The sequence below is a fragment of the Limosilactobacillus sp. genome, assembly GCF_022482365.1.
In the GTDB taxonomy this organism is placed as follows: Bacteria; Bacillota; Bacilli; order Lactobacillales; family Lactobacillaceae; genus Limosilactobacillus.
Genome location: NZ_JAKVPE010000001.1, coordinates 561051 through 583935, shown reverse-complemented (window position 1 = coordinate 583935; position 22885 = coordinate 561051). Strand labels below are relative to the sequence as shown.

Below are 22885 nucleotides of genomic sequence, written 5' to 3'. Positions count from 1 at the left end.
TTATCACCGGTCCCAAATCGTGCTAAAATAAAACAGGTCCCCTGATGGGTAGATCAGAGGAACCTGTGGTAGAAGTATATTGGCGAAAGCAATTGCAGGATTGCCTTCGCCTTTTATTATAACAAATGTGATCGTTAATTGGTAATGTTTAATGTTATATTTTTTATTAATTAAAGAAGGGAATTATTAATGCGTCAAAAAGCATCAATCTTACTAGCAATTATCGGAATTATTGTCATCGCCGCGGCCTTTGCCCTGACCGGCACGGCGCGGCTGGCCACGATTACGCTTGGGGTCATCCTCGCCTGTGGTGGCTGCCTGATTCTCATCACCAACAGCCGGGCCGCCGAGCAGCATAAAACAACGACCACGATGATCATGGTCCTTTTCGTGATCGTCGTGGTCGGTTATCTGGCCAAAATGTTAATGTTTAACTAGGCTTCTAGTTTGAAGTAGGCCTGGAGATACTTAGCCAAGCCATTGTGATCATTGTCGACGCTGGTGACATCGTCGGCAATTTTTTTGATTGCCGGGATGGCGTTTTGCATGGCGACACCGCGCCCCGCGGCATCGAGCATCTCCTGGTCGTTGTGCTCGTCCCCGAAGGCAATGATGTTGGATTTGCTGATGTTGTATTGCTTGGCGATGTAGAACATCCCCGATTCCTTATGGGTGCCACGGTGGATCAGCTCCAAAATGTTATAAGGGCCACCCCAGATTCGCGGTTCGACGAAGTCCCCGTATTTTTCGTTGACCGCCTTGATAATGTCCTGCTCGTGCTCCGGCTGGTACTCGATCGTCAGTGCGATCGGGTTGCCGTCGAGGTTGTCGGCGGTCAGCACCTGATTGGGCTGCAGCCGGTTGGGCAGAAATTCCGGCAGGTGGTTGCTAGCGTGGTTGGCCCAGACGCGGAACTTATTTTCGACTGTGATCGTGTCGATGCCGAGCCGTTCGTGCTGGGCGAGCAGGTCGAGGGCGATCTCGCGGGTCAATTCAACGTCGTATTCCTTGTCCCAGTGTTGGTGGGGGATATGGGTGAGGGCGCCGTTGAAGTTGACCATCGGCGTTCGGATGCCGATTTCATCATAGATCCGTTGGGCAATTCGGTAGGGCCGGCCGGTGATGATGCTGACGATGTGGCCTTCGTGAGCCGCGGCCCGCAGCGTCCGGATGGTTTCGGTCGTTAACTGTGACTGGTTGTTAAGGGTTGTTCCATCGAGATCAATGGCAATTAAGTGTTGATTCAATCGGTATTCACTTCCTAAAAGAGCTTATTAAGTTATCATTATACGCAAATCGGGGCCAAAAGTTAACTAAATTAGTTTGTAATTCTGCCGGCAATGGGCAGTTTTTCTTCCTATAAAAATAGGGTACAATAGGAAATAACTAGAAAGAGTGGAGGAGAAATTTTGCAATTACCAGCGGAATTTGTTACAAAGTATCAGCGCTTGCTCGGGGACGAAGCGCCAGCCTTTTTGGCGACCTTTGATCAGCCCAGCCAGAGCGGCTTTCGGGTTAACCCCCTCAAGCCGGCACCGAGAGCAACCATAAAAACGGCGACGGGCAAGGTGCCCTACGTTCCGGATGGCTACTACGGCACTGTTTCCGGCAAGTCCCTGGATCACGTGACTGGGGCGATCTATAGCCAAGAACCGTCGGCCATGTATGTCGGCGAGGTCGTCGATCCCCAGCCGGGTGAGCGGGTCTTAGATCTCTGCGCGGCCCCGGGCGGTAAGACCACCCATCTGATCGCCAAGATGCGTGATCAGGGGCTCCTAGTGGCCAACGAGATCTTTCGTAAGCGGGCCAAGGTGCTGGCCGAAAACCTGGAACGGTGGGGGACCCGCAGTGCCGTGGTGACCAACGAGAGCCCGGCCGAACTGGAGGAGCAGTTTCCCCACTTCTTCGATCGGATCCTGGTCGACGCCCCCTGCTCGGGTGAGGGGATGTTTCGCAAGGAGCCGGCCGGGATTGAATACTGGAATCCCGACTACCCAAGCGAGTGCGCCAACCGGCAGAAGAAGATCCTGGCCTCGGCACTGAAGATGCTGAAGCCGGGTGGGATCCTCGTCTACTCGACCTGCACCTTCGCACCGGAGGAAGACGAGCAAAACATTGCCTGGCTCCTGGACAACTATCCGGAGCTGCGAATGGTGCCAATTAAGAAGTACCCAGGAATGGATGACGGCCGACCGGAATGGGCTGATGGCAATCCGGACTTGAAGCATGCGGTCCGGCTTTTCCCTCATCACATTCAGGGGGAGGGGCACTTCATCGCCAAACTGCAGAACGGTGCGCCCGCTGCGGACGGTGACATCGTTCAGTCAAGCCCTAAGCGCCGGAAGAAGAAGGGAACTCGTCGGCAGGGGAAGCTGGATAAGCAGGCCCAAGCTGAGTTCGCCGCGGTGCGCGATTGGTTGGCGCCAAAGGAGGCGGCCACACATCTGCTAACCTTTGGAGATCAGCTCTACAGCTTGCCGGAGGGGATGCCGGACGTGACCGGCATGACGGTCCTGCGTCCGGGACTGCACCTGGGAGTCTTCAAGAAGAACCGCTTTGAGCCGGCCTTGGCCTGGGCCCTGGTGCTTGATCCTGCCAAGTGTTCACACGTGTTGGAACTGACGGAAGAGCAATGGCGCCAGTACGTTCATGGTGACGTGATAACAATCGATCAGCCAGGGAAAAACGGCTGGTACCTGCTGACCTGTGCGGGCCACGCCACTGGCTTTGGCAAGCGGGTCGGCACCACGATTAAGAATTTCTATCCGAAGGGATTACGTTTCTAGGGGGAATATTTAATGAAGGAAAAGAATGCGTTTCACGTTAACGGCTACCTCGGATTGCTGCTGGCGATTGCCGGGGCCCTGGTTGGCTGCTGGCTGGTCTACCTGGGCTACCGCGGTGGCCACGTCGGTACGCTCCTGCTCGGGGCCATCGTCCTGGTTGTCGTGATCATCTTTGCAACCTCACTGACGATCATCCAGCCCAACGAGGCCAAGGTGCTGACCTTCTTTGGTAACTACATCGGGACCATCCGCGACGCCGGTCTCTTCATGACGGTGCCCTTCACCGACAAGCAGCGGGTTTCACTGCGGGTCAGCAACTTCAACAGCCAGATCCTGAAGGTTAACGATTCCAAGGGGAACCCGGTGGAGATCGCGGCCGTGATCGTCTACAAGGTTGTCGACACCGCTAAGGCTCTCTTCTCGGTCGACGACTACGAGCAGTTCGTTCAGATTCAGAGCGAGTCGGCGGTCCGGCACGTGGCCAGCGAATACCCGTACGATACCTTTGAGGACGAGCAGGCCCTGACCCTACGCTCCAACCCGACCGAGGTTTCCGACAAGCTGACGGCGGAACTCCAGGCCCGGTTGAACGTCGCCGGAGTCAAGATCATTGAGACCCGGCTGACCCACCTGGCCTACGCCACCGAAATTGCCAGTGCGATGCTTCAAAAGCAGCAGTCCGCGGCCATCCTCTCGGCCCGGAAGATCATCGTTGAGGGGGCCGTCTCGATTACCGAAGATGCGATCGACCGTCTGGCCAAGGAGGCCAAGCTCGACCTGACCGACGAGCAGCGTCTGCAGATCATCAACAACATCATGGTGGCGATCATCAGCGAGCGGGGCACCCAGCCGGTCATCAACACCGGAACGCAGCAATAGGGATTCGCCAATGTTTTACCTGACAATTCTAATGATCGAGCGGGTCGGCTTCATCGTCATGCTGGCCTTCTTGCTGGTTAACATTCGGGCCTTCCGCCGCCTGCTCTTTTCCGATTCCTGGCTGGCCAAGGTGCAGCTGACCTTTATCTTCGCGATCTTCGCCCTGATTGCTAATTTCACCGGGATCGAAATTGATCCATCCAACCAGGTGCACAATAAGATTTTCCTGACGGCGATTGCCCCGGACTACTCCATCGTCAACGCCCGGATTCTGGCCGTCTCGGTTGCTGGGATTATCGGCGGGCCCTGGGTCGGGGGTAGCGTCGGCCTGATTGCCGGGATGCACCGGGTGATCCTCGGGGGCATGGCACCCGAGGCCTGGTTCTACGTTCCCAGTTCGGCCCTGATCGGTCTTTTGTCCGGCTACCTCTATAACGACCGGCGCAACCCGATGACGGTGATGACGCCCTGGCACGGTTTTCTGGTCGGCCTGATCATGGAAACGATTCAGATGATCTTTGTCTTCCTCTTTAGCCCGACCGGCTGGACCCTGGTGCACTACATTGCCCTGCCGATGATTCTGATCAACTCAATCGGGACCTCGATCTTCCTGTCGATCATTGCCATGTACCTGCGCCAGGAGGAGGACACCCGGGCGACGCAGACTCACTCGGTCCTTCAATTGACCAAGGAGACCCTGCCCTTCCTGCGCAACGGCCTTAACATGACCTCGGCCCAGCAGGTGGTCGAAGCAATCCGGCGGTACACGAACTTTGACGCCGTCAGCATTACCGACCGCCAGACGATCCTGGCCCACGTCGGCGCTGGCAGCGATCACCATGTTCCGGGCAAAATGATGCTGACCAACTTGTCGGAGATCGTCATCAAGAGCGGCCAGGTTCACGTTGCCCGAACGAAGGAAGAGATTGGCTGCACCCATCCGGACTGCCCGCTGGAGGCGGCGGTCGTGGTCCCGTTGCGGATCAAGGATCGGGTCATCGGAACGCTTAAGATGTACTATACCCAGTCCTGGCGCCTGACCCCGGTTGAAATTCAATTGGGGACCGGACTAGGTGAAATCTTTGCCAACCAGATCGCCCTCGGCCAGGCCGAAATACAGGCTAAGCTGGTTCGAGATGCCGAAATCAAATCGCTGCAGGCCCAGGTCAATCCGCATTTCTTCTTCAATGCGATCAACACGATCAGCGCTATGATGCGGATCGATGCCGAAAAGGCTCGCCAGCTCCTGCTCCAGCTCTCGACCTATTTCCGGTCCAACCTGGTGGGGGCCCGGTCGACCCAGATCACCCTGGCCCAGGAACGTGAACAGGTGAATGCTTACCTAACGCTGGAACAGACCCGTTTTCCCGGCCGTTACCTGGTGAACTTCAACAGTGAGGTCGACGACAACGTCCTCCTGCCGCCTTTCACCATCCAAGTGCTGGTGGAAAACGCCCTGAAGCACGCCTTTGGTCAGCGGCGACACGGTAACGTCGTCAACGTCAATCTTAAGCAGAAGGGAGACCGGTTGCTGATCGCGGTGGCCGATAACGGGACGGGGATTGACCCCAATATTTTGGCCAAGCTCGGTCAGACCGCCGTTCCGTCCGCCCACGGCACCGGGACCGCTCTACAGAACCTCAACCAGCGGCTGATCGGTCTGTACGATAAGAGCAGCCAGCTGGACTTTGCGACCGGCAAAAACGGCACAACGGTTACTATTTCTATTCCGCTCACAACGAAAGGGGAGTCACAATCATGAAGGTGTTAATTGTCGATGATGAGCCACTGGCACGCGAGGAGCTGCATTACCTGGTGGAACAGAACCCGCAGGTCGACGCGATCTATGAGGCGGAGGGGGTCGACGCGGCGCGCAAGATCGTCGCCAGTCAACACCCCCAGCTGATGTTCTTGGACATCCAACTGACAGATGGCAGTGGGATGGCACTGGCAGAAAGCCTCAAGGACCTGCCTAACCGCCCCTACATCGTCTTCGCAACCGCCTATGACCAGTACGCTCTCGACGCCTTTGATGCCGATGCCATCGACTACCTGCTGAAGCCCTTCTCCCAGGACCGGGTCAATGACGCCATCAAGCGGGTCCAAAAGATTATCACTGCGGTGCCGCGCCAGACGACCCAGGCATCGAGCATCCAGGAGAACCCGCGCCTGTCCCTGACTAACGATGAGCGGACGATCATTGTTCAGAAGACCGCGATCCTATACATCCAGGCCCAGGGTGGTGAAACCGTGGTTTACGCGGTTGGGGGTCACCAGATCGCCAGCAAGCAGACGCTGACGAACCTGTTGAAGCAGCTCAACCCGGCCCAGTTTATCCGAGTTCACCGGAGCTTCGCGGTCAATCTCAACATGGTCAGCGAGTTCGAACCCAGCTTTAATCACACCTACGAGTTAACCTTAAAGGATGGCAGCAAGGTGCCGGTCAGCCGGTCCTACGTTGCCGACGTAAAAAAAGCACTCGGATTGCAATAATTTTCTATTGAGAGCGTTCATTATATCCGCAAGGGGAAATGGGCGCTTTTCTTTTTTGCTTAATTGTTAGGTCGACATAAAAGACAATTTGTTGGCAACTGAACAAAATTGAGGGCATTTCAGGGCACGGTGAGGGCAACTTATCCTGGATTTGGGCCATTTCATTGTTAAAACCCGCACAAAGTGGAAATGTTGCTGTATCATTACAGTTGTAATGATATTGCAATCGCAATGTCTAGCAATTATTTCTATGTATTATTTCTGTGGGAGGGAATATATTATGGACAAGAAGGATAAAAAGCCAGAAGCTTCCAACATTTATGTTCAAATGGGAATCTTCGCTGCTATTCTGTTTGTTTCTCAACTGATCTCTGATCTGTTTCCAGCAAGCTTCGTCGTACCAACTCCTTTGATTGGTATGGTTCTGCTGTACATTCTGTTGGCTACTCACATCGTAAAGCTGCACCAAGTTGAAAAGTTTGGTACCTTTATGATCGGTCTTATTGCATTCCTGTTCGTTCCATCAGGAATCCAGTTGGCTGCCCACCTCGACATCATGCGTCGTGAAGGTATCCAGGATGTCTGCGTTATCGTTATCGCTACCATCATCCTGCTGATCGTCATTGCCTACACTGGTGCTCTGGTTATGGGTATTCACCACAAGATCACTGGCAACAAGGACAAAGACTAAGGGGGCCAATTATCATGTCAGCTACAATTGCTACGAATCTAGCTTTACCATTCACTGGTATTTTCATTTCACTGCTTGTTTACCTTATTGGTATGTGGTTATCCAAGATTAGTAATGGGTTCTTCCTTTTCAACCCACTGCTTGTCGGGATGGTATTAGGGATTGTTATCCTGGCTATTTGGGCTAAGAGCACTGGTTCTACGACTGCTGCCGTTTACACCAAGTACTACCTGCCAGGTGGTAACATTATCTTCTGGTTCCTGAACCCAGCTACCATGGCCTTCGCTATTCCGATTTACAAGGTTAACGACATTTTCAAGAAGTACTGGTTCGATATCATTGTTATTTGTTTCGTCGGTGGATTCATTTCACTGTTCCTGATTCAACTTGTATGTAAGCTGTTCGGTCTTTCCGCTGCTTCAACTGCTTCTATGCTGCCACAAGCTGCTACTACCGCCGTTGCTATGCCTATCGCTGCCGGTGTTCATGGTGTTCCAGCTGTTACTGCTATGGCATGTATCCTTAACGCCGTTGTTATTTACGCCTTGGCCGAATTCCTTATCAAGGTTCTGCGCCTCAACAAGATCTCAGCCGTTGCTACTGGTTTAGGTTTAGGTTCTGCAGGGCACACGGTTGGTTCCGTTAAGGCTCTGTCCCTTGGTGAAGTTCAAGGTGCTATGGCCGGTGTTTCTGTTCTGATCATTTCTCTGGCAATGGACATCTTGGTACCAATTTACGCTAACCTGTTCATGTAATAGTCGTTGGAGGATAACTGTTTATGACCAAAAATCATCAAAAAGTCGTCCTTGTCGGTGATGGTGCTGTTGGTTCAGCCTACGCCTACGCAATGGTTCAGCAGGGGTTAGCCGAAGAGCTGGCCATCGTTGACCTGACCAAGAAGCGTGCGGAGGGGGATGTCTTCGACTTAGAAGATGCCACCGTCTTCACGGCTCCTAAGAAGGTTTACGCTGCGGACTATGACACGTGCAAAGACGCGGACCTGGTTGTTATCTGTGCCGGTGCTGCCCAGAAGCCCGGTGAGACGCGCTTGGAATTGGTTGGTAAGAACCTGAAGATTATGAAGGAAATCGTCCAGCCAATCGTTGCCAGTGGATTCAACGGAGTCTTCCTGGTAGCCGCAAACCCAGTTGATATTTTGACCTACGCGGTTCAAAAGATCTCCGGTTTCCCAAGCAGCAAGGTAATCAGTTCCGGAACGTCACTGGATTCCGCCCGTCTGCGGGTGGTTCTGGCCAACCGCTTCGGTGGTGATCCGCGCGACGTTAACATCAACGTTATGGCTGAACATGGTGATTCCGAGTTTGCTGCTTACTCCAGTGCCTCAATTGGGGGCTTACCACGGCTGGAGCTGGCCAAGCAAGAGCATGTTTCCATGGACGAACTGCTTCAAATCGAAGACAACGTCCGGAACAAGGCTTACGAAATCATCAATCGCAAGGGTGCCACCTACTACGGTGTGGCGACCTGCTTGATGCGGATCACGAAAGCTATTCTGCGTGACGAAAATGCTGTCTTACCCGTTGGGGCCTATGTAAATGGCGAATACGGGGTCAAGGATATCTATCTTGGTACTCCGGCAGTGGTCAACGCAAATGGAATTGCGAAGATCATCGAAGTTCAATTGGATGAACGTGAACAAGCCGCAATGGCCAAGTCAGCAAAAACATTAAAGAAGACCGCTACTGATGGGATGACTAAGGTTGGCTTAGTTAACTATCTCTGGTAGTCAAAAAGCTCGCTAGCAATGCTAGCGGGCTTTTTTAGTAGGTAAAATTAAAATCAGTTTAGAGCAGGGCGCGCTGCTGAGCGTAAGTGTAAAGATCTCCAGTCAAGACGAAGTCTATCTGTCGCGGGAGGTCGGTGAAGCGTTGGCAGCCGAGCAGGGTGAGGAGCCGCTTAAGCTCCTCCTGCCACCGGCTGAGTTCCTCATCCAGGGCGTCCTCACCCTGGCGAACGAGGACGCGCAGGAAGTAGCCCGCCACCCCAGCCGCTTGGGCACCGAGGACGCCGGCCTTGACCAGGTCTAGGGGACTAACGATGCCACCGGAGGCAATTAGGTTGACCGTGGGCTGGACGGCCCGGGCCTCGAGGAGGGCTTCCGGGGTGGTCTGGCCCCAATCCTCGAGGTCGGCCAGGTCCAGCTGGTGGTTGCGCCGGTTTTCAATCGCGGCAAAATTAGTACCGCCCCGACCGCTGACGTTGATATAGGAAACCCCGGCCTTGATCAGGCGGGAAATCGTCCGTTTGCTCATGCCGAAACCGACCTCTTTGACGATTACGGGTACCGGCAATTCCTCAACCAGGTGCCCAATGTTGTCCAGCCAGTGGAAGGCCCGGTCCCCCTCGGGCATGATTAGCTCCTGGGCGGCGTTCAGGTGTAGCTCGAGGGCATCGGCCTGGAGAAGATCAATTGCCTTCCTGGCGGCTTCGAGACTGGCCCCGGCGCTTAAATTAGCGAAGACTTTACCATCAGGATTCAGCTCCCGAACGACGGTAAAGGAGTCACGGGTGGCAGGCTCACGAAGGGCAACGCTTAGCGAACCGGTGGCCATGGCCAGGTGGTGCTTAGCAGCCTGCCTGGCCAGGCTGGCATTGATCGTTGCTGCCCGCTTGCTGCCGCCGGTCATCGCCTCGAGGTAGAAGGGCCAGTCGAGGGTCAGTGACTGACCAAGTTGAACTCGTGGATCCACCTCGGCTAGGGCAGTTTCCGGCAGGGCGTCATGAATCAGTCGCACCTGATTGAAGTAGTCTTGGTCGTGGGTTTGCTGGTAGGTGGCGAGTGCCAGGGAAAGGTGTTCGTCTTTACGATGTGCTTGTTGTGATTCCATGGTTAATTATCTCCTAAAAAGGGTGATGGCAAGGCATTTGTCATCACCCTTTATTTTCTATGCTTTTACAGCGGTAATCGTTGTTGAACGCTGTACTTGATGTCATCGATGAAGTGAACCGACAGTGGCAGCTGCTCGATCTTTTCCTTGGCCCAGGACTTCAGGACCCCGTGGAAATTGGCGTGCCGGTCGATCGCGACGATCCCGCAGTCACCGCCACCGGCACCGGACGTCTTGGCCGCACCGCCGAACTTCTCGGCAATCTGGCAGAGCCGATTCAGGACGGGGGTCTCGATGTCGACACCCGAGCGTGTCCCCAAGCGCTTGAGCAGGTCGCGATTGTAGCGAATTTCGCGCTTGATGACTTCGAGGTCCTGCTGGTGAAAACCTTCGACCATTCGTTGAATGCAGGCCTTGCTGTCCTCCAGGAAACGGTGATACTCGTCCTGCTGGCGGGCCTTGAAGAGGGAGATCTTGTCAACCAGTTGGGAGGTCGAGGCCGGCTTTCCGGTCCAGCCGATCAAAAGCTCCAGGTCCTCCGGTGCCACGAGCGGTTCAATCTTCAGGTCTGGCCAGGGCAGGTCAACCAGGGTCTTGAGATCTAGGTATTGGCGCTGCTGGGCCAGCCACTGGCGGTCGAAGGAGTGGTAGGAGATCCAGCCACCGTAAACGGAGGCTGCGACGTCACCCAAAGAGCCGTTGCCCTGAACAGCGAAGTGGGCGATGGCCGCGAGCTTAAAGATCTGGTCCTTATTAACGGGCAGGTGGTAGAAGTGGCAGAGCGCCTTGACGGTCGCCACGGTCACGGCAGCGGAAGAACCAAGACCGTATTTGCGGCCACTGGCACTATCGAGCTGACTGTCGATGTGCATGTCGTAGATCCGCAAGTGCCGCTCGAAGCTGCGGGCGTATTCCTCGGTGACGCGAATGGCGGAAAGAATGTAAGAGAAGGGGTTGTCCCGCTTGTCGACCACCATCCGGTCGCCCATCCGCCGCCAGCTCAACTGGTCGTTGGTGTACTGCTTACTGATAATTTGTCCCACCTCACGGGCACTTTCCGTGATGGTGCAGGTGACAAATTGATCGAGTGCGACCAGAATGGCCGGATAACCATTCTCGACGACGGCGTATTCCCCGGCAATGTATAACTTGCCCGGTGCTTTTTCAGTAATCAAAGTTTCCAAATCCCCCTATTATAGTAACGCTTGATTGTTGTCTTCATTCCAAATCTGAATTCCCGGTCCGGCCGGCGAAACCACCAACTGATCCCGGTCAAATGTTTGAGTCAGGCCACTGATAACCCGGTCCCGATCCTGTCGGTCGTAAATGACCTTGACGTTGGGCCCGGCATCCATTGTAAAGTAGCAGTCAATCCCATTTTCACGCAGTGCCCGTACGGTCTGGATCGCCGTCAGGGTGGCACTATTGAAGTAGGTGTAACCCGGATCGGCGGAAAGGGTGAGGGCGTGCATCCGCAGGGCATTCTCCTCGGCGATGTGACCGATAGCCGGAATGTCGCGACGGTTGATCGCGTCCTTCATTGCCTGCATGTCGGTTGCCACGACCTCGCGCCAGCTGGCGTAGTAGGGTGAGGTGGTGACGCTGGCCTGCATCCCCTGGCGACTGGTGACCTTTTTCTTCTTGGTGTTGATCATGATGGCCAGCATTTCGAGACCGAAGTCCAGCTTTTCCATAATCGGTTCGGCAAAGGAGGTCGAGTCGTCGTGGCCACGGTGCCATTCCACCAGGCCCCCGAAGATCGAGCGGGTGGCCGAGCCGGAACCACGGCGGGCCAGCCGGGATAGTTCCCGCCGGTCAAGCGAAAGGCCGGCCGCAGCACTGGCGGCGCCGGCCAGGGCGGCGAAGGCCGAGGCAGACGAGGCTAGGCCCGCCGCCGTGGGCACGTGGTTGATGGAATCAACCCGGGCAAACTGCTGCCGACCAGAGCGCTGGCGAACCAGGTCCAAGAAGGCGCTGGTGCGCTTAGCCGCTGCCGGCGAGAGCAGCTCATGATTGATGGTGACCTGATCTGCAGCCAGGTTCGGATCAAAGTTGACCCGGGTCGTCGTGTAGAACTCGTTCAGGGTTAGTGACAGGCTGTCCGTCTGCGGAATGATCAATTCCTGATCCTTCTTACCCCAGTACTTGACCAGGGCAATGTTTGTATGTGCTTTGGCGGTCGCCATTACTGTTCACCTCGTGTATCCAGTGGTTGAATCCAGGTCTGCCGGGCCCCGTTCTCCTTGAGGATGCTGGCCAGCTTGCGAGCGCCCAGCGCAGTCCGGGTTATCGCAAACATGCAGCCGCCCCGGCCCCCACCAGTCAGCTTGGCCCCCAGGGCGCCGTTGGCGATTGCCACCTCGATCAGGTGATCCAGGTGATCGTCGCTGACCTGCAGGGCGCGTAGATCTTCCTGGGCGGCATTTAGTGCCGTCCCCAGCTTGTTGACTTCGTTGTTGGCGAGGAAGCCGCGGGTGGCCTTGACCAGTTCACCCAGGTGTTCAATGTGAGCCTGGGCGTTGGCCGGATCATTCTTGAGGAGTTCCTGAACCCCCAGAATTGCCTCCTTGGTGGCGCCCTTGATTCCGGTGTCGGCAATCACCATCGTGGCCTGCAGGTTAAGCGGGATGGACGTGCCGGCCTGCCCCTTGATGTAGTAAAGGGGCGTTTTAGAACTAGCCGTGGCCGCATCGAGCCCCGACGGACTGCGGTGAGTGATCTGTTCCTCAACGTCGGCGAGCTGCAGTAATGTCGGCCGGTCGAGGGGCTGTTCGTAGTAATCAAAAAAGGCCCGGACAATGGCGATGGCGGTCGCCGCCGAAGAACCCATTCCCCGTTCGGCCGGCAGTTGGCTTTCGATTGTCAGGTGCCAGTGATCATTTTGGCCACCGAAGCGGTCGACCAGGGTTGCGATCAGCTTGCTAACTCCCGCCATTTCCTCCGGCAGAGCATCCCAGTCGCCCGTGTAATAACGGCTCTCGACTGTCTGCCCAGCTGTGGTGCTGGTAATCGTGACGGTTAGTCCGACGCTGGGGAGGGGGAGGGCAATTGCCGGCTGCCCATAGACAACGCTGTGATCCCCCATCAAAATGATTTTCGCGCAACTGTGACCAATCCCCTGTTGTTTCACCATCGTAACCTACTTTCTTCTAAAAAATTCCATTCTTCATCATAACTTATAATTCGTTTTTAGAAAAGGGGGCGGGCAGGAGTCGTTACTAAATCTAAATAATTTTTCCGGACAAGTCGATGGTGGAATTAGGGGACAAACGAATTGGGAATGGTGTATCATTGAAGACAGAATTAACAATTAATATTGAAGAGATTCGGTGATAAGTGTGAATAAACAAAAACAACGACGCCCTAAGCGCGACAAGAAGGCGCCAATTTATTCGGTAGTCGACCTGGAGACCACCGGCACCAGCGTCAATCATGGCGACCGGATTATTCAGATCGGTTGCGTCCTGGTCCAGGATGGCCAGGTGATTAACCAATTTGAAACGAAGGTTAATCCGCGGGAAAAGATCCCCCACTCAATCGTCCAGCTGACGGGTATTCACGATCGGGACGTTCGGCAGGCTCCACTGTTTGAGGACGTGGCCGGCACCATCTACAGCCTTTTGACGGGCACGATCTTCGTGGCCCATAACGTCAATTTTGATTTCCCATTTCTCAATGCGGAGCTGGAACGGGCGGGTTACCCGACCCTGCCAATTCGGGCCATCGACACGGTTACGCTCAGCCAAATTCTTTTGCCGACCGCTCAGAGCTTTCGTCTGCGGGATTTGACCAGCTCACTGCACATTGAGCATGATCATCCCCACAGTGCGGTTTCCGATGCCGAAGCGACGGCTCAGCTCCTGATTGATCTCTTGAAGCGGGTCCATCAGCTGCCAACGCTGACTTTGGAACGGATCGTCGAATTACACTTGGCCCTGCCCCAGCAGACGGCGGCGGTCTTTGAGGATGAGTTGGCACGCCGGGTGGACCACCCGCTGCCGCTAAGCGAGGACCTCTACGTCAGCCATGGCCTGGCCCTGCACAAACAACGGCCGCTGACGGTTGCTAAGCCTGCGCAGACGCCGCGGTACCCATCGACCAAGCGGGCCAAGGCCAAGCTCTTTGGTGACCAGCTGGACGTCCGGCCGGTTCAGGCCAAGATGATGAACAGCATCTACAATAACTACACCCACGACGAGCCGAAGAGCATGATCGTCGAGGCCGGAACGGGGAGTGGGAAGACCCTGGGCTACCTTCTGCCACTTAGCTACGTGGCCTATCCGGACAAGCAGATCGTGGTCAGCACGGCCACCAACCTCCTCCAGCAGCAGATTGCCCAGCAGGCGGTCCGTCAGCTCAACGCCGTCCTGCCATTTCAAATGAACGCCGTGGTGATCAAGGGAAACGACCACTACCTCGACCTGGCCAAGTTTGCCCGGTCGCTCAGCGTGATTGAGGAGTCCAAGCTGGTCCAACTTCTAAAGGCCCGGATCCTGGTCTGGCTCCTGGAGACGACCAGCGGGGACCTCGATGAGCTGAACCTGACGACCCAGCAGTCGCCGTACTTCACCGAGATCCGCCACCACGGGATCACTAGCCTGAACCCAGATGGTGAATTGTACAACGACGACTTCCTGGTGCGGCGCAATAAGCGGCTCAAGCAGGCCAATATCATCATCACCAACCACGCCTACCTGGTTGCCCATGCCCAGGAACTGGGCGATGGCACCCGGCGGCCGTACCTGGTGGTCGACGAGGCCCAGCACCTCAGCGACAACATCCTCCGCCGGTCGCGGCGGCAGTTTGACTTTCCCCACCTGCGCTCGGCCATCCACGTGCTCAGCGGCCTGGTCAGCAACGGCAGTGAACGCAACCTGACGGACATCTTTGCCGACCACGCCCTGGCCAGCTACAACGTTGAGCTCCTCCGTGGCGACCTGACCAATATTGAGGAGGCGGTCAACCAGTTCCAGCAGGCGCTCTACCGGCAGTTTATGCAGCAGTCGAACGTCAACGGGGAGAACGAGCTGATCGAAACCGCCCTGGACAATGACCAGCTGGAGCAGCTGCTGGACGTGGGCGGGCCGTTGATGATGAATCTGGAGCAGGCCCTGGGCAGCGTTCAGCTGCATTTTTCGGCCCTCCAGCATATCTTTACCCAGCAGGCCGACCGCTGGCTGCCCAGTGATCGCTACCTGATGAGCCAATTCCAGAGTCAGATGGCCAAGCTGAGTGCCGCCGATGCGACCCTGAACAAGTACAATGAGATTCTCCAGCAGCGAGGCGATAGTGCTGCCTTTTGGCTGCGGATTCGCCAGTCCAGCGAGTATAGTGCCATGCAATTGAACGGGGGCCTGCTCGAGGCCAATCACTACCTGACCGAGAACGTCTACCCGTACTTTGCCCAGCCGCTCTTCACCGGGGCGACCCTCTTCTCCTCGGCACGCTCGCACTACCTCTATTCGCAGTTGGACCTGGACCGCAAGGCAACCCTGGCCAAGCGCTTTGCCTCGCCATTTGACTACCAGTCCCACGCTCGGCTCCTGGTGGCCCAGGATGCGCCGGTGCCGAGTGCCCGGACCAACGCCGACTATGTTCGCTACCTCAGCCGGACCATCTACCACCTGACCAAGAAGACCGACTGCCAGACGATGATTCTCTTCAATTCCCTGGTGATGATCGAGCAGGTCTATGGTCAGCTGCGCGACACCGACCTCTTCGACCAGCGTGATATCCTGGCCCAGGGGATCACCGGTGGTCGGGAAAAGCTCTTAAAGCAGTTTGCCAACGGTCATAACGCCATTCTTCTGGGGGCGACGAGCTTCTGGGAGGGGGTTGACCTGCCGAAGACCGCCCTAGAGCTTTTGATCGTGACCCGGTTGCCATTTGATGCGCCCAATGAGGTGATGACCCGGGCCCACAACGATCTCTTGAAGCGCCAGGGGAAAAATCCATTCTACCAGTCGGCCCTGCCAAAGGCGACGATGCGGCTGCGTCAGGGGGTTGGGCGACTGATCCGGACGCCGGACGACTACGGGGTGGCCGTGGTGCTGGATTCGCGGCTGCACCAGCGGCGGTACGGCGCGACGATCCTGAAGAGCTTCCCCGAGGAACTGCCGATTCAGGTCCTGCCGACCGATCAGCTGATCCTAACGGCAAATAATTTCTTAAAAAAGAACCACCAGCCCCCACAAGCCTGAGCTTTTTTGGTATAATTGCTAAGATTAACATGACTACTGACGTTTCGACGCCAGACGTAGGAAGGGAATAATCGCATGCAAAGTCGACGTGAGGTCCAGCGCGAACAGAACCGTGGTTCCGCGCTGCGCACGATTCGCAACATTTTACTAACAATTTTAATTCTGCTGCTGGTGGGCTGGAGTGTCTACGCGGTTGCCAATCAACCACGGGCCGCGGCCCGGCGGCAGACGATCACGATGGCCGAAAAGTATGCCCACCTGCATTCGCCGGGGCACTTCTACATCTTTAACCGCGAGAGTACCTACTACACGATCACGGGCCGCAACCAGTCGAATCAACCGATCCTGGTAATCGTTCCCCAGCACGGGGGCAACATCCGGGTGGTTAAGCAGAGCAGCGGCGTCACGGAAAAGCAGGTGCGCGCCCAGACCAAGGCTAACCATAAGTCGGCTGAGATCCTAAAGGTGGCACCGGGGATCTTCAACGACAAGGTGGTTTGGGAAGTAACCTACCGGAGCAAGAAGGGCAAGTTGTCGTACGACCTGATCAACTTTAAGACCGGCCGGTACGTGCAAAACATTAATAACCTGTAATTAATTAGAGGAGTTGTAACTCGCAGTTACGATTTCTCTTTTCGTTTGGATCACATTAAGAGAAAGGGTGATTGAGTTGACTGAAGAGACGGTATTGCAACGCTATTTGCAGGCCGGGGAAACGACGGTGAGCAACCTTTTGCTGCGTCATTACAAGCAGCTGGGGCTCACGACTGCGCAGCTGGTCTTGTATTTGCAGTTTAAGTCCTATCAGGACCGCGGGACGATGAATCCCGATATCCGCCTGATTGCCAAAAACCTGGGCACCGATGAGACCCAGGTCTTCAACCAGCTGCATCAAATGATGACCAACCACTTGGTCGAACAAAAGATGCGGCAGCTGGCCGATGGCAAGGAAGACGCCATCTACGACTTCACACCGCTGCTGGCTAAATTGGCGACCCTGGACCTGCAGACGGTAAACCAGGAAGAACAAAAGGAGCAGCAGAATACCCGCCAGCAGATTTTTGCCATGCTGGAGAGCGAGTTTGGGCGGCCCCTGTCGGCGATGGAGCTGCAGATCGTCAACGACTGGCAGGATAAGGACAACTATACGCCGGCGATGATCAAGCTGGCCCTGCGTCAGGCGGTCATGAACAGCGCCCGCAATCTTCAGTACATGGAGCGGATCCTGCAGAGCTGGGCGCGGCAGAACCTGCGGACCGAGCACGATATCACCGAACACGAGCGCCAATTTGAAAATCAACGGGCGGCCAAGGGTCAGCCCGCAAGCGGTCAGGGAAAGCATTCGGCTGGCCCGCAAATCCCGATCTACAAGCTTGGGGAATAATTAATCAGAAGGGATGAGTATGTAATGGATAAGTCTTCGTCGTCACACCACGTTATGAAGGGGATCGCGATCGCGGCCCTGGCCTCCACCATGTGGGGAATCTCGGGAACGGTGTTGCAGCTGATTTCGCAGAACCTGGCAATTCCAGCCACCTGGATGCTTTCGACCCGGACCCTGGTCACCGGGGTTATCCTGCTGGTGATCAGCAGCTTCGTTTACGGGAAGCGAATCTTCAACGTCTTTAAGGAACGCGGCTCCGCCATTTCCGTGGTGACCTACGCCATCTTCGGTCTGATGGCGAACCTGTTGACCTTCTACTACGCCATTCAGCGGGGGAATGCCTCGGCCGCCACGATTCTGCAGTACCTGTCGCCACTCTTCATTGTCTTGGGTGGGGTGATTTTCCTCCACCGGCGGCCATTCCGGAGTGACATCATCGCCTTCGTGGTGGCCCTGATTGGGGTCGTGCTGAGCATCACCCGGGGCAACATCACCCGGCTGGCGATTCCGTTCGACTCCCTTTTGTGGGGGATCGGTTCCGGAATCACGGCGGCCCTGTACGTGGTTCTGCCACAGCGGGCGGCGGAAAAGAACCCGCCAATCGTTGTCCTGGGCTGGGGGACGATGATCGCCGGAATCCTCTTCAACCTTTACCGGCCATTCTGGGTCAACCCGCCGCAGATCTCGACGACCCTCGTGGCCTCGGTCGGGACGGTGGTCCTGTTCGGGACGATCCTGCCCTTTGGCCTCTTGATGGAAGCCACCAAGTTTGCACCGTCCGACGTGGTCAGCATCATGGACGCCCTGCAGCCGATTGTAACCGCCATTTTAAGCGTGATCTTCTTCCACCTGGTCCTCAACTGGGTTGAAATTCTCGGGATCATCCTGGTCATTCTGGCCATCTACATCCTGCAAGAAGGCCGTCGGCGGAAATTAAAGGGAATTTAAGACCAGCACTGATATTGACGGATCCAAAAGTTGATTAAAAAAGTAAACTCTCCCATGAGTTAATGCAGGGACGATTCCAAGTCTCATGCCTGACCCATGGGAGAGTTTTTGTGTTTTGTCATCTGCGGCTTACTATAAGCAATCTAAAAACCCTCCGCCACAAATTGCAGCGGAGGGTTTCCTACGTTAAAGCTTATTGATTGCCATTGCCGGTGTTTTCCGTTGGCGCGGTAGTTGTTGCCGAGGAAGCACTAGCCGAGCTGGCTGCGGGTGCGGATGAAGAAGCACTGCTTGCCGAGCTGCTGTGGCTTTCGGTACTGCTGGAACTAGAACTCGAGCTGGAATCAGAGCTCTTCTTTTCGGAACTAGAGGAAGAGAAGAGCGAACTGGAATCACTATCGTCATCATCATCGTCATAGGCTGAATATTCCAGGGCCCACTTGGAATCCTTGATCACTAGCTGCCGTTTGCCGCTAACCTTAACGGCCTCGACCGTACTTGGCATCGACCAGTTGGAGGCGTGGTTCTGCCCATCGAGGTATTCCATCAGATCCCGGTAGAGCAAGATTGCAGACTTGGTGTACTGATCGGTGATCCCACTTTCCTGCATTGGGTGGTCGTACCCGGTCCAAACGGCGATTGAGTAGTTCTTGGTATAGCCGGCCATCCAGGAATCCATCGAACCGGACTGGCTAGAGCCAGATGGGTAGTTGGTTGTCCCGGTCTTTCCGGCCTGGTAGACACCGTCGAGCTTAGCCTCCGTGGCACTACCTTGTTCCGAGCTGTTGAAGACGCCCTTGAGCATGTCGGTGATCATGTAGGCCGTTGCCTTGGTCATCGCCCGCTTGCCGTGAGGGCTGAATTGCTTGGTGTTGCCGTCCTGAGTCGTGATGGAACTGATGTAGTACGGCTTGTAGTAGGTCCCACCGTTAGCAAAGGCCGCGTAGGCAGCCGAAACCTGGAGCGGTGAGATGTAGAGGGCAATCCCGTTTTGCAGGGTGTACGGCTGTTTTTGCGAAATACCAAGGCCGCTCAAGAAGTCGGTGGCCCGCTTAATGCCGACCCGCTGCAGCGTCCGGATGGCCGGAACGTTCCGGGATTGGACGAGGGCTTCACGCATCGTCATCGAACCCTTGTACTGGTTATCGAAGTCCTTTAAGACCTTGTTGGTACCAGGGTAAACGAACTTGGTATCGGAAACCTTCTTGAAGGTTGGCCATTGCAGGTATTCGATGGCCGGACCATAGTCCATCAGTGGCTTGGCCGTCGAACCGGAACTCCGGTTGGTCTGGACGGCCCGGTTCAGACCATAGATGACGTTGCCGGTGTGCCGGCCCCCTAACATGGCAACAATTTGACCGTTGTGCGGGTCGGTAACGGCGACCCCGGTCTGCATCTTATTGCTCTGGAAGGCGACGGTATTGTTTGCCGCGTTGTAAAGGTGCTTTTGGGCGTCCAGGTCCAGGTTGGTGTGGACCTTCAACCCATCGGTGTATGGATTGTAGCCCTTCGCCTCCAGGACTGCCAGGACCTGCTTGACGTAGGCATCGATAACCTTTTCCTTGACTCCGGTACCGTTGTTCGACGTGTTCCCGTGGTCGGGATCGAGGCCCTCCGTGATGCTTTCGCTGGCGGCCTGGTTAGCCTGGGACTGGGAAATGTACTTGCTGCGAACCATCGCGTTGAGCACCTCGTTGCGCCGCTGGGTGGCGTACTTGGTGTTGTCGGCGAGTGGGTTGTAGTAGGACGGCGACTGCGGCATCCCGGCGAGCAGGGCCATCTGTGAGAGACTCAGTTCGTCCAGGTCCTTGCCGTAGTAATACTGGGCCGCCGTCTTCATTCCGTAGACCCCATTACCCATGTAGACCTTATTAATGTAGAAGTCAAGAATTTGATTCTTGGAGAAGTGGCGTTCGACGTTAATCGCCAGCCAGGCTTCTTGGGCCTTGCGCTTGAAGGTCCGGTCCGAAGCCGCGGTCGAGAAGACCGACAGCTTCACCAGCTGCTGGGTCAGGGTCGAACCACCCTGCATCCCCGAAGAGCGGCCAAAGATGTTCGAAGTGGCCGCTCCGACGATCCGAATCGGGTCGACCCCGTGGTGCTTGTAGAAGCGCCGGTCTTCGATTGAGACAACGGCGTGCTTTAAGGTCGTCGGAATCTCACTGTCCTTGGCATACTCGCGCTTCTGCGTCCCCAGGCGTGAAATAACCCGGTTTTGGTCATCATAAATGGTGGTCGTGTTCTGGCCGGCCAATTCATTACGACTGATGGTTGGAGCACTGGAGGCGTAGTAGAAGAAGAGGGCCGTTCCCGCAATGAATAATAGAACAATGAGGCCAAGAATCCACAGGAGGATCCGTTTGACGAGACTGCCCCTCTCCGGTTGTTCGTCGTAGTCCTGCTCATGGCGGGAGCTGCGAGTCGGTTGATCATTATTGTCCATGATAAACTCCTTTGCGCTTGGCAGCGATGATCTGGTCGACTGCCTCTAAATATGGTAGGCGGGGGTTGAGCCGGTATTCAATCTGAAAGCCTGCTTGCTGAATATCGGTCAACCGGATTGATTTGCGACCGCCTTGTTCCTGCTGATCCCAATAATGGAATAAAATTGTTGCGGGCAGCAGGTAAACGAGATCGAGCTCGGTAAATTTAATGAAGGCAAAGCAAATCCCACCCTGGTTAACACATTCCCGCATGTGATTGATCTGGTGGGGATGAAAGTTCTTCAAGGGGAAGGAACGGCGGTTGCGCGTTTCCTTGGCATCAAAATCGATGTAGTGCCCCTTGTAGATTCCGTTGTAATCAGTCGTCGACGGTCGCCGGAAGTAGGCCTCGCGGATCACCGCGGCGCTGCGCTTCGGGTAGTCGACCTTGACCAGCTGGATCGGGGTGGGCTTCTTGTGAATCACCGCGATGTGGTTGGCCAGATAGTACTGATTGCTGTGGTTGATTTCATCCTCAAGCGACATCCCCCGCTTGGCGTAGATCGACTGGTGGGGGGTCGGCAAATCATGGTTCACATGGTATGATTGCATGGGATGTTGACCATTGGGATAGTGAATCGTCATGAAAAATCACTCTCCTAACTAGCCTTATATTATACCAGATATCTGGGGACGATAATGATACAGAATTGTTACGGAGGTGGGGAAGATGCGCCGCTTGTGGCTGACGGGCTACCGCAGTTATGAATTGAACGTGTTCAAAGACGACGACCCGAAGGTAAAGGTGATCAAAAAAGTGCTGACCGAACGCCTGCGAGGGGAGCTGGAGACCGCTGCGGACGAGTACTGGCTGATCACGGGACCGCAGATGGGGACCGAACGCTGGGGGCTGGAGTGCGGCCTGGAATTGCAACACGACTACCCGCAGCTCAAGCTCGCCCTAATGGAACCGTACACCGACTTTGCCCAGCGCTGGAACGAGGCCAACCAGGAAAAGCTGGCGGTGATCAAGAACAAGGTTGACTTTACGGCACCGGTGACCGACCACCCCTACCAGTCACCCCAGCAGCTGCGGACCTACCAGCAGTTCATGCTAACCCACACCGACCGGATGCTGATGCTTTACGATCCCGAATACGAGGGCAAGCCGAAGTACGACTATCGCCGGGCCCAGCAATTCGAGGAGGAACACGACTACCCGCTCTCCCTGGTTGACTTCGACGAGCTCCAGGAGGCTGCCGTGGAGTGGAGCGAGGCGGAGCGCGAACGGCAAAATCAAAATTGACCCTTGAAATCGCTGGAGAGTCTGATATAGTAGTTTATGTATCACGCGTACTAAACAATTGAGGTGTTTAAGTTGGATAGCATAAAGTTTACTCCGCAAGACATTTTGCATAAGCAATTTAAGGAAAAGAACATTGGCAAGGGCTACGATGAGGCCGATGTCGATGCCTTCCTTGATGATGTTATCAAGGACTATGACACTTTCAACAAGGAAGTTAACCGTCTCAACAGTGAGAACGAACGCCTGCGGGCTAAGGTTGACGAACTGAATCGCCAGGTTGAAGTGGGCTCAACAATGAACGCTCACGTTAACAACCAACAGCCGGTTTCCAACGCGACGAACATGGATATTTTGAAGCGTTTGTCCAACCTGGAACGGCGGGTCTTTGGTTCCCAAATTAACGGGAACGAGGGCCAGGACGATTCGCACCTGCTTTAGAATGCGTCTTTTAAAATTGGATATTTTGCAAGCTTTGGGTAATTGAGCACAGCTTTTGTTGTGTTAGGAAGGTCCATGCTCGCACGGGCTGCGATGCCCGTAGTGTTTGTGCTCGCTGAAAAAATAAGGCGGGGCACCGATTCTTCGGTGACGGCGGAAAAAACGGCTAATGCTTCGGCAATGCCCGAGTATTCCTGAAAAGTGCCACAGTGACGATACAACTTGGGAAACTGAGTTGGTGGAACGCGGTAAACCCCTCAAGCGGTAAACCCAAACTACGGTAGGGGAGCTTTGGATAGCGAATTGAAGCGATTCCAGGGGAGAGCATTTGCTCTGAGATAGATGATTACCTCGGGACAGCCATTGCCTGGTGACTGTTCTACGACAAAACATGGCCTACAGATGCTTGCAATCAGGTGCCCGGTTCGCCGGGCTTTTTTATTTTTAAATTTTTCCTTTTGCTGAAAAGCTTTGCTCGTTTTTCAGCG

Annotated in this window: 21 protein-coding genes and 1 other RNA gene; 15 read left to right on the top strand and 7 right to left on the bottom strand. The window is 55.3% G+C overall.

The window, feature by feature from the left end:
* Window positions 1-189 precede the first annotated feature (189 nt).
* Entirely contained in the window at window positions 190-438 is a 249-nt protein-coding gene (locus LKE23_RS02775) for a hypothetical protein (RefSeq protein WP_291977981.1), read from the top strand.
* On the opposite strand, the gene LKE23_RS02770 is transcribed toward LKE23_RS02775, so the two are convergent.
* The gene (locus tag LKE23_RS02770; protein ID WP_291977980.1) at window positions 435-1247 is read right to left on the bottom strand and encodes a Cof-type HAD-IIB family hydrolase; all 813 of its coding nucleotides are present in this window, start codon (window positions 1245-1247) and stop codon (window positions 435-437) included. The two genes, LKE23_RS02775 and LKE23_RS02770, sit on opposite strands and share 4 nt — an antisense overlap.
* 162 nt (window positions 1248-1409) lie before the next feature.
* Between LKE23_RS02770 and LKE23_RS02765 the strand changes: the two genes are divergently transcribed.
* The 7 genes from LKE23_RS02765 (at window position 1410) to LKE23_RS02735 (ending at window position 8596) form a co-directional block, all read left to right on the top strand.
* Window positions 1410-2786: an RsmB/NOP family class I SAM-dependent RNA methyltransferase gene (locus tag LKE23_RS02765; RefSeq protein ID WP_291977979.1), complete on the top strand. Its 1377-nt coding sequence runs from the start codon at window positions 1410-1412 to the stop codon at window positions 2784-2786.
* 12 nt (window positions 2787-2798) lie between these two features.
* Window positions 2799-3665, top strand: coding sequence for an SPFH domain-containing protein (locus tag LKE23_RS02760; protein WP_291977978.1), 867 nt, complete (start codon window positions 2799-2801; stop codon window positions 3663-3665).
* A 10-nt stretch (window positions 3666-3675) separates the two neighbouring features.
* Complete coding sequence (locus LKE23_RS02755; protein ID WP_291977977.1) at window positions 3676-5427, top strand: sensor histidine kinase; 1752 nt, start codon at window positions 3676-3678, stop codon at window positions 5425-5427.
* Window positions 5424-6158, top strand: coding sequence for a LytR/AlgR family response regulator transcription factor (locus LKE23_RS02750; protein WP_291977976.1), 735 nt, complete (start codon window positions 5424-5426; stop codon window positions 6156-6158). The genes LKE23_RS02755 and LKE23_RS02750 overlap by 4 nt, the downstream gene beginning before the upstream one ends.
* Before the next feature lie 280 nt (window positions 6159-6438).
* Window positions 6439-6849 (top strand): CidA/LrgA family protein, encoded by a 411-nt coding sequence (locus tag LKE23_RS02745; protein WP_291977975.1) that lies wholly within the window; start codon window positions 6439-6441, stop codon window positions 6847-6849.
* Between the two features lie 14 nt (window positions 6850-6863).
* Window positions 6864-7604, top strand: a complete 741-nt coding sequence (locus LKE23_RS02740) for an LrgB family protein (RefSeq protein ID WP_291977974.1) — start codon at window positions 6864-6866, stop codon at window positions 7602-7604.
* A 23-nt stretch (window positions 7605-7627) separates the two neighbouring features.
* Window positions 7628-8596, top strand: a complete 969-nt coding sequence (locus LKE23_RS02735) for an L-lactate dehydrogenase (RefSeq protein ID WP_291977973.1) — start codon at window positions 7628-7630, stop codon at window positions 8594-8596.
* Window positions 8597-8654: 58 nt separating this feature from the next.
* Here the strand turns inward: LKE23_RS02735 and fni are convergent, their stop codons facing one another.
* The 4 genes from fni to mvk form a co-directional block, all read right to left on the bottom strand.
* Window positions 8655-9698, bottom strand: coding sequence for a type 2 isopentenyl-diphosphate Delta-isomerase (fni, locus tag LKE23_RS02730; RefSeq protein ID WP_291977972.1), 1044 nt, complete (start codon window positions 9696-9698; stop codon window positions 8655-8657).
* Between the two features lie 65 nt (window positions 9699-9763).
* Window positions 9764-10873 carry a phosphomevalonate kinase gene (locus LKE23_RS02725; RefSeq protein WP_291977971.1) on the bottom strand — a complete coding sequence of 370 codons (1110 nt, stop codon included), beginning with the start codon at window positions 10871-10873 and terminating at the stop codon, window positions 9764-9766.
* An 18-nt stretch (window positions 10874-10891) separates the two neighbouring features.
* On the bottom strand, window positions 10892-11884 hold the full coding sequence (mvaD, locus tag LKE23_RS02720) for a diphosphomevalonate decarboxylase (RefSeq protein ID WP_291977970.1): 993 nt from the start codon (window positions 11882-11884) through the stop codon (window positions 10892-10894).
* Window positions 11884-12831: a mevalonate kinase gene (mvk, locus tag LKE23_RS02715; protein ID WP_291977969.1), complete on the bottom strand. Its 948-nt coding sequence runs from the start codon at window positions 12829-12831 to the stop codon at window positions 11884-11886. Before mvk ends, mvaD begins: the two co-directional genes overlap by 1 nt.
* 205 nt (window positions 12832-13036) lie before the next feature.
* Between mvk and LKE23_RS02710 the strand changes: the two genes are divergently transcribed.
* The 4 genes from LKE23_RS02710 (at window position 13037) to LKE23_RS02695 (ending at window position 18230) form a co-directional block, all read left to right on the top strand.
* On the top strand, window positions 13037-15898 hold the full coding sequence (locus tag LKE23_RS02710; protein WP_434737605.1) for a helicase C-terminal domain-containing protein: 2862 nt from the start codon (window positions 13037-13039) through the stop codon (window positions 15896-15898).
* 75 nt (window positions 15899-15973) lie between these two features.
* Window positions 15974-16492, top strand: coding sequence for a cell wall elongation regulator TseB-like domain-containing protein (locus LKE23_RS02705; RefSeq protein ID WP_291977967.1), 519 nt, complete (start codon window positions 15974-15976; stop codon window positions 16490-16492).
* Between the two features lie 76 nt (window positions 16493-16568).
* On the top strand, window positions 16569-17282 hold the full coding sequence (locus tag LKE23_RS02700; RefSeq protein WP_291977966.1) for a DnaD domain-containing protein: 714 nt from the start codon (window positions 16569-16571) through the stop codon (window positions 17280-17282).
* A 24-nt stretch (window positions 17283-17306) separates the two neighbouring features.
* Complete coding sequence (locus LKE23_RS02695) at window positions 17307-18230, top strand: DMT family transporter (protein ID WP_291977965.1); 924 nt, start codon at window positions 17307-17309, stop codon at window positions 18228-18230.
* 193 nt (window positions 18231-18423) lie between these two features.
* On the opposite strand, the gene LKE23_RS02690 is transcribed toward LKE23_RS02695, so the two are convergent.
* Window positions 18424-20673 carry a PBP1A family penicillin-binding protein gene (locus LKE23_RS02690; RefSeq protein WP_291977964.1) on the bottom strand — a complete coding sequence of 750 codons (2250 nt, stop codon included), beginning with the start codon at window positions 20671-20673 and terminating at the stop codon, window positions 18424-18426.
* On the bottom strand, window positions 20663-21298 hold the full coding sequence (gene recU / locus LKE23_RS02685; RefSeq protein WP_291977963.1) for a Holliday junction resolvase RecU: 636 nt from the start codon (window positions 21296-21298) through the stop codon (window positions 20663-20665). The genes LKE23_RS02690 and recU overlap by 11 nt, the downstream gene beginning before the upstream one ends.
* A gap of 85 nt (window positions 21299-21383) precedes the next feature.
* Between recU and LKE23_RS02680 the strand changes: the two genes are divergently transcribed.
* The 3 genes from LKE23_RS02680 to rnpB all read left to right on the top strand — a co-directional run bounded on the left by LKE23_RS02680 (window position 21384) and on the right by rnpB (window position 22801).
* The gene (locus tag LKE23_RS02680; RefSeq protein ID WP_291977962.1) at window positions 21384-21959 is read left to right on the top strand and encodes a DUF1273 domain-containing protein; all 576 of its coding nucleotides are present in this window, start codon (window positions 21384-21386) and stop codon (window positions 21957-21959) included.
* Window positions 21960-22031: 72 nt separating this feature from the next.
* Window positions 22032-22397 (top strand): cell division regulator GpsB, encoded by a 366-nt coding sequence (gpsB, locus tag LKE23_RS02675; protein ID WP_291977961.1) that lies wholly within the window; start codon window positions 22032-22034, stop codon window positions 22395-22397.
* A gap of 30 nt (window positions 22398-22427) precedes the next feature.
* Window positions 22428-22801: RNase P RNA component class B (gene rnpB / locus LKE23_RS02670), an RNA gene on the top strand.
* The last annotated feature ends 84 nt before the right edge of the window (window positions 22802-22885 follow it).